Source organism: Desulfofundulus sp. (assembly GCF_049701015.1).
GTDB lineage: Bacteria > Bacillota > Desulfotomaculia > Desulfotomaculales > Desulfovirgulaceae > Desulfofundulus.
The window spans coordinates 1-6365 of sequence record NZ_JBNATZ010000148.1; the positions used below are offsets into that span (position 1 = coordinate 1).

Genomic DNA, 6365 nt, shown 5'->3' on the forward strand with positions numbered 1-6365 from the left:
ATCTTAAATCTTAAGACTGCGGCCGTACCTCATAGCGCCTGGCGGCAGCGTTACCAGGGGCGGTGCCGGCCGGTGAATGGGGTAATAGTAATCGCTCTTGATGGGACCTTTGCCGTCAATGGGCTCACCCAGCACGTCCACCAGACGACCCAGGACGGCCCGCCCCACGGGAACGGTGATGGGTTTGCCGGTATCAATAACTTCCATGCCCCGCACCAGACCGTCGGTGGAGGACATGGCCACAGTGCGCACGATGTTGTTGCCCAGGTGCTGCGCCACTTCCAGGGTCAGGTCCTCCTGCCCTTCACGGCGGATCTTCAGGGCATTATAGATATCAGGCACCTGGCCGGGTGGAAAGCGGACGTCCACCACCACGCCAATGACCTGTACTACATGACCAACATTCATCAGCTACTCCGTACCTCCTTCGCGCGAAGCTTAAGTTAGCCCGGGGAACGGTAACTCTTATTCCAGGGCCGCTGCTCCGCCGACAATTTCGGAAATTTCCTTGGTAATGGCGGCCTGGCGGGCCCGGTTCATGGACAGGGTAAGCCTGTCTATCATGTCGCCTGCGTTCTTGGTGGCGTTGTCCATGGCGGTCATGCGGGCGCTGTGCTCGCTGGCCTTGGATTCCAAAAGGCCGTGAAACACCATGTTCTCAACGTACATGGGTAAAAGTTCCGACAATACGCTTTCCGCCGAGGGCTCGAAGATATACTCCACCCTGCCGGGCTTGCCTTCGCCGTTGTCCTGCCCCTCCGGAGGTTCCACGGGGAGGAGTTTGACAACCCTGGGCCGCTGCACCAGCACGTTGACAAACTCGCTGTAAATAAGGTAGACGGCGTCAAATTCACCGGCCGCGTATTTATCCATAACGTAGCGAGCAATCTCCTGGGCATGGCTCAGTTTTATCGTTTCGCCCAGGCCAACGTACTGCTGGGCGATGTTGTAACCCCGGCGGCGGAAGTAGTCGCGCCCTTTGCGACCCACACAGACCAGGCTCACTTCCGCGCTGACGTTCTTCGTTTCCTGAACGGCCCTGCGGATCAGGTTGGCGTTAAAACCCCCGCACAACCCCCGGTCGGCCGTAATAACTACATAAGCCACCCTCCTGGGCTCCCGCACATCCAGGAGCGGGTGCTTCACCCCGCCGGCGGCGGTGGCCACCCGCCCCAGCACGTCTTTCATCCGGCGGGCGTAGGGCCTGGCGGACAAGACCTGCTCCTGTGACCGGCGCATCTTGGCGGCGGAAACCGCCTTCATGGCCTTGGTGATCTGCTGGGTGCTCTTGATGCTCTTAATACGCCGCCGCAAGTCCCGTAAACTTGGCACTCTTTTTCACCACCTCGCGTCGCTACTACCCGGTTACCGGGAAGCAAGGGATCAGGCCGTCCGGGCCACAAAACCTTTCTTGAATTCGACAACGGCCGCCTTAAGTTTTTCTTCCGTTTCCTTGGACAGCTCACCGGTCCTGGCAATGGCCTCGCCAACTTCAGGATGGCTGGTGTGCATGTAGTTCAGGAATTCCTCTTCAAAGGTAAGGACTTTATCCACAGGCAGGTCGTCCAGGTAGCCGTTCACGCCGGCATAAATGACCATCACCTGGTCTTCCACAGCCATGGGGGCGTACTGCTTCTGCTTGAGCAGTTCCACCATGCGCTGGCCGCGGATCAGGCGGGCCTGGGTGGCCTTATCCAGGTCGGAACCGAACTGGGCGAAGGCAGCCAGCTCACGGTACTGGGCCAGGTCCAGGCGCAGCCGGCCGGCCACCTGCTTCATGGCCTTGATCTGGGCGGCGCCGCCAACCCGGGATACCGATAGACCGACGTTGATGGCCGGGCGGACACCTGCGTAGAACAGGTCGGGCTCCAGGTAAATCTGGCCGTCGGTAATTGAGATGACGTTGGTTGGAATGTAGGCGGAAACGTCACCGGCCTGGGTTTCAATAATGGGCAGGGCCGTTATGGAACCGCCTCCCAGTTCGTCGTTGAGCTTACAGGCGCGCTCAAGCAGGCGGGAGTGCAGGTTGAACACGTCTCCGGGATATGCCTCACGGCCGGGGGGACGCCGCAGGAGCAGGGAAAGCTCGCGGTAGGCCACGGCCTGTTTGGAAAGGTCGTCGTAAACAATCAGAACGTGTTTGCCCTGCTCCAGAAACTCCTCACCCATCGCACAGCCGGCATAGGGAGCGATGAACAGCAGCGGTGCCGGATCGGATGCCGTAGCGGAAACCACAATGGTGTAGTCCATGGCACCGAAGTCGCGCAGGCGTTGCACCACGTTGGCCACCGTGGAGGCTTTCTGGCCGATGGCGACATAGATACAGATTACGTCCTTGCCTTTCTGGTTGATGATGGCGTCCACGGCAATGGCCGTTTTACCGGTCTGCCGGTCACCGAGGATCAATTCCCGTTGTCCTCTCCCGATGGGGATCATGGAGTCGATGGCTTTCAAGCCGGTCTGCAGGGGCTGGTGCACGGGTTTGCGCGTGATAACGCCGGGGGCAATACGTTCAATGGGACGGAACTTGTCACTTTTGATGGGACCCTTGCCATCCAGGGGCCGCCCGAGGGGGTTGACCACCCGGCCGATCAGGGCATCACCCACGGGCACGGAGGCAATACGTCCCGTACGCTTGACGGTGTCTCCCTCCTTGATGTGGGTGTAGGCACCGAGCAGCACGCAACCGATGTTGTCCTCTTCAAGGTTGAGGGCCATGCCCAGGGTCGGCTCCGCCCCCTCTTCGGGTGCCGGAAATTCCAGCAGTTCCATGGCCATGCAGGCTTCCAGGCCGTAGACGCGGGCAATACCGTCACCGACTTGAATAACGGTACCCACATCGCGCATTTCAATTTGCGCCTGGTATTTTTCAATCTGCTGCCGAATGATCGAACTGATCTCTTCCGGTCGCAAATTCATTCTCCTAATTTCACCCCTATCGCATTAACTTATTTGCCTGAGGTGCTCTCTCAAGGAAGCCAGCCGGGTACGCAGGCTGCCGTCGATAACCCGGTCGCCGATGCGCACCACCACCCCGCCAATTAGCGCGGGGTCCACGCTGTATTCGGTCTGCACTTTCTTGCGGGTGATCCTGTTTAAAACTTCCCCCAGCTTTTTCTTTTCCTCTTTAGTCAGCTCAATAGCACTGGTCACCCGGGCTTTTACGATGTTCCTGGCCCGGTCGGCCAGACTGGCATAATGCTCCGCGATGTCGCCCAGGTAGGTCTCCCGGTGCCTGTCGACCAGCAGAAAGAGGAAGTTCTCGGTAATAGGGGAAATCCTGCCGGCGAAAATGCTTTTCAGCACATCTTTCTTTTCCTGTGCAGTAATGCGGGGATGATAGAGCACCTTCTGGAATTCACGGGAATCGGCTATGACCTGATTGACTGCCCTTAGCTCCTGCTCCACCTGATCCACCAGGCCTTGCGCTTCGGCCAGGTCATAAAGGGCCTGGGCGTAACGCTGCGCTACGGCCCCCCTTAACATGGCAGATCCCCCGCTTCTTTAATGAATTCCTGGATCAGGCCGTGTTGAATTTCGGGGGTGATGGTCTGGTTGACAATCTTTTGAGCCACCAGGATGGACAGTGAGGCCACCTGGTCGCGCAATTCTGCAACCGCCTTCTCCTTCTCCCGGGCAATTTCTTCCAGGGCGCTTTCCTTGATCCGCTGCGCCTCGGTCCTGGCGGCTTCTACGATTTCCTGGGCCTTGTCCTCACCGGCCTTGGTAGCCTGCTGGATGATGGCCTGAGCTTCTTCCCTTGCTTTCTGCATCTCGGCCAGGTACTGCTGGTGAAGCGCTTCGGCCTGTTTCCGCTCTTCTTCGGCGGCAGCCACGTTATCAGCTATATATTGCTGGCGTTGTTCCAGGATGTTGACGATGGGCTTGTAAACCACAAGACGAAGGAATATGAGCAAAATGACGAAGTTAATAATCTGCGCCACCAGGGTATGATTGATTCCCAACGCTTCCACCGGTTCCCCTCCTTCCTAACTACCCGTTGCCGTGGACAAAAGGAAGGCAATAGCAGGTTATCTGGAATCTATTAACCCGCTATGCCACCTTTTACCCACCGTTACCTGCATCAACCACCGATTTTACCAAACAGCATGAAGGCTATAACTACCGCGATGATGGGCAGGGCCTCGATCAGACCCACAGAGATGAACATTGTGGTCAGCAGGTTACCTCTTAATTCGGGCTGGCGGGCCATCGCCTCCACGGTGCGGCCGGTAACCAGACCGTCGCCGATACCGGCACCCAGAGCGGCCAGACCTACGGCCAGAGCGGTACCGAGAGCAGCAAAAGCTCCCACTTCCATCACTTTCCCCTCCTTTCTCCAAAAATTCCTACCTTGCAAACCATACCTCTATATATAGTGATGGGAAAAACCTAACCTAAATCTCCTTCACAGTCAATTGTTCGTGGTCAATGTTCGTGTTCTTTAACCACCTGGGAAACATAGGCGATGGTGAGCATGGTAAAGATAAAGGCCTGAATAAATCCCACAAAGATGCTGAACGCGAGCCAGACCACCGAGGGGATGAACCCGCCGAAGATGAAGGTATGCAGGCCCAACAGCCCGAGCAGGACCGCTATGAGGACCTCGCCGCCGTAAATGTTACCGTAAAGACGGAAGGCCAGGGTTACGGGTTTGGCCAGTTCTTCGACTATGGTCAGTGGCAGGAAGAAGGGAAAAGGCTCCAGGAAGTGCTTGAAATGCCCGGCCCCTTTGTAGCGGATCCCCATGAACTGAACAAGGAAGAAAACCATTACAGCCATGCCAGCAGTGGTGTTGACGTCAGCGGTGGGCGACATCATGGTAGGAACCAGGCCCCAGAGGTTGCTGAAGAGAAGGAAGATGAAGAGTGTGAAGATCAGAGACATCAGGCCTGCGCCCTTCTGCGGGTCCATGTTCTCGTAGACCAGGCCGCGCAAGAACAGGAAGATCTCCTCCACCATCAACTGAAGCTTCCCCGGCCGTTTCATATTCATATTCCGGGTGGCCGACACGGTGAAGATGATCACCAGCAGCATGACGATCCAGGTCATCACCAGTGTCTTGGGATTCAGGACAATGTGGGTGTTGCCCACTGTAAATTCCCACGGATGGTGGGGAAAACCCCAAACGTTTAACTCCTCGTGGACTTGTTCCAGGCTTTTCACCAATTATCACCTCCCTCTTTTTTTAAATTTTTTCCTCCAACCTTGAAAACACTCCCCCTTCAGAGCGGCTGCGGCGTGCCGCACTGATGGCCGCATCTACAGCAGTAATACAGGGGACCGCCAGAATGCCCGCCCCCAACCACCAAACATTGACATTTACCACCCGGCCGGCCAGCAAAACTACAGCTGCCGCCAGCGCCAGGCGCATGAGCAGGCCCTGGCGCATGAAGCCCCGGGCACCGCTCCTGTCCAGCGAACCCAGGCGCTTGATGCGCAGGGCCAGGGACACGGTATTGTAAAGCCCGGTGGCCAGGCCGAGAAAAAGGCCCCATGCCAGAGAATCGCCCGGGTGAACCGCAATAGCCAGCAGGACCACGGCGAGCAGCACGGCGGTAATGCGCGTGGTGCGCCTCAACTGGTTATCCAGTTCGAAAACGGGCGGGTTTGAGAACACAGGACCTTACCCCCAATCTTTAAAAAAACGTGAAACGGTCTGTACAACCCCCCAGACGCCGGCAGCAGTTCCCAGCAGTATGCCTGCCGTCATCAGCCAGGGTTCCGTATGTAACTGGCGATCCAGCCACCGGCCGGTGTAAAAGCCGGCGGTTACCATGATGGCCATTTCCATACCGATGGTGGTGGTGAGAGCAAGGGCCGCCAGAACACGGCCTCTCACCCGGCGTTCACCCATGGTATGTCACCTTTCCCGGGACGGGTCGGCAACCTGTCAATTTCTGTCGTGAAATTGTCGGCCGCGTTACACCCATCACAAAGTAATGTTCTACACAAAGTCGTTTATTCCTTCACCGCCGGAATACTTTTTCATGAGAAATGACTGGAGAACGCGATACCTTTCAGTAAGCTGGCCGGTTCTATTGAACCTCTACCCCGAAGGGCTCCGGCGGCTCCTCACTCAAACCGAATTGATACAGAATGGCCTGGCAGATGCGCCGGGAAGCCCGGCCGTCCCCGTAAGGGTTGACCGCTTCAGCCATCTGCCGGTAGTAAGCAGCGTCGTCCAGCAGCCGCCGGGTTTCCTGGAAAACCGCCTCCCGGGCCGTACCCACCAGGCGCACGGTGCCCGCTCTCACAGCTTCGGGGCGTTCAGTGGTGTTGCGCAGCACCAGTACGGGCTTGCCCAGCGCCGGGGCTTCTTCCTGAAGCCCGCCCGAATCCGTAAGCACCAGGTAACAGCGGTT

General features: G+C 57.6%; 9 protein-coding genes and 1 pseudogene. All 10 read right to left on the minus strand.

The window, feature by feature from the left end:
- Positions 1 to 51: 51 nt before the first annotated feature.
- Positions 52 to 408, minus strand: a pseudogene (locus ACPLUI_RS09630) (F0F1 ATP synthase subunit beta); the annotation flags it as partial.
- A gap of 57 nt (positions 409 to 465) precedes the next feature.
- Positions 466 to 1332 (minus strand): ATP synthase F1 subunit gamma, encoded by an 867-nt coding sequence (gene atpG, locus ACPLUI_RS09635; RefSeq protein WP_424660048.1) that lies wholly within the window; start codon positions 1330 to 1332, stop codon positions 466 to 468.
- Between the two features lie 51 nt (positions 1333 to 1383).
- Positions 1384 to 2919, minus strand: coding sequence for a F0F1 ATP synthase subunit alpha (atpA, locus tag ACPLUI_RS09640; RefSeq protein ID WP_424660049.1), 1536 nt, complete (start codon positions 2917 to 2919; stop codon positions 1384 to 1386).
- Between the two features lie 24 nt (positions 2920 to 2943).
- Entirely contained in the window at positions 2944 to 3486 is a 543-nt protein-coding gene (locus ACPLUI_RS09645) for a F0F1 ATP synthase subunit delta (RefSeq protein ID WP_424660050.1), read from the minus strand.
- Positions 3480 to 3974: a F0F1 ATP synthase subunit B gene (gene atpF / locus ACPLUI_RS09650; RefSeq protein ID WP_424660051.1), complete on the minus strand. Its 495-nt coding sequence runs from the start codon at positions 3972 to 3974 to the stop codon at positions 3480 to 3482. Before atpF ends, ACPLUI_RS09645 begins: the two co-directional genes overlap by 7 nt.
- 110 nt (positions 3975 to 4084) lie before the next feature.
- On the minus strand, positions 4085 to 4321 hold the full coding sequence (gene atpE, locus ACPLUI_RS09655; RefSeq protein WP_424660052.1) for a F0F1 ATP synthase subunit C: 237 nt from the start codon (positions 4319 to 4321) through the stop codon (positions 4085 to 4087).
- A gap of 107 nt (positions 4322 to 4428) precedes the next feature.
- Entirely contained in the window at positions 4429 to 5169 is a 741-nt protein-coding gene (gene atpB, locus ACPLUI_RS09660; RefSeq protein WP_424660053.1) for a F0F1 ATP synthase subunit A, read from the minus strand.
- A 19-nt stretch (positions 5170 to 5188) separates the two neighbouring features.
- The gene (locus ACPLUI_RS09665) at positions 5189 to 5620 is read right to left on the minus strand and encodes an ATP synthase subunit I (RefSeq protein ID WP_424660054.1); all 432 of its coding nucleotides are present in this window, start codon (positions 5618 to 5620) and stop codon (positions 5189 to 5191) included.
- Positions 5621 to 5626: 6 nt separating this feature from the next.
- Complete coding sequence (locus ACPLUI_RS09670) at positions 5627 to 5842, minus strand: AtpZ/AtpI family protein (protein WP_424660055.1); 216 nt, start codon at positions 5840 to 5842, stop codon at positions 5627 to 5629.
- A gap of 196 nt (positions 5843 to 6038) precedes the next feature.
- A partial coding sequence (locus ACPLUI_RS09675) for a UDP-N-acetylglucosamine 2-epimerase (protein WP_424660056.1) occupies positions 6039 to 6365 on the minus strand: 327 nt, incomplete at its 5' end.

Excerpts from the sequence above, each read along its gene's own strand:
- atpA (WP_424660049.1), bottom strand. The coding sequence starts at position 2,919 with ATGAATTTGCGACCGGAAGAGATCAGTTCGATCATTCGGCAGCAGATT.
- atpE (WP_424660052.1), bottom strand. The coding sequence starts at position 4,321 with ATGGAAGTGGGAGCTTTTGCTGCTCTCGGTACCGCTCTGGCCGTAGGT.
- ACPLUI_RS09645 (WP_424660050.1), bottom strand. The coding sequence starts at position 3,486 with ATGTTAAGGGGGGCCGTAGCGCAGCGTTACGCCCAGGCCCTTTATGAC.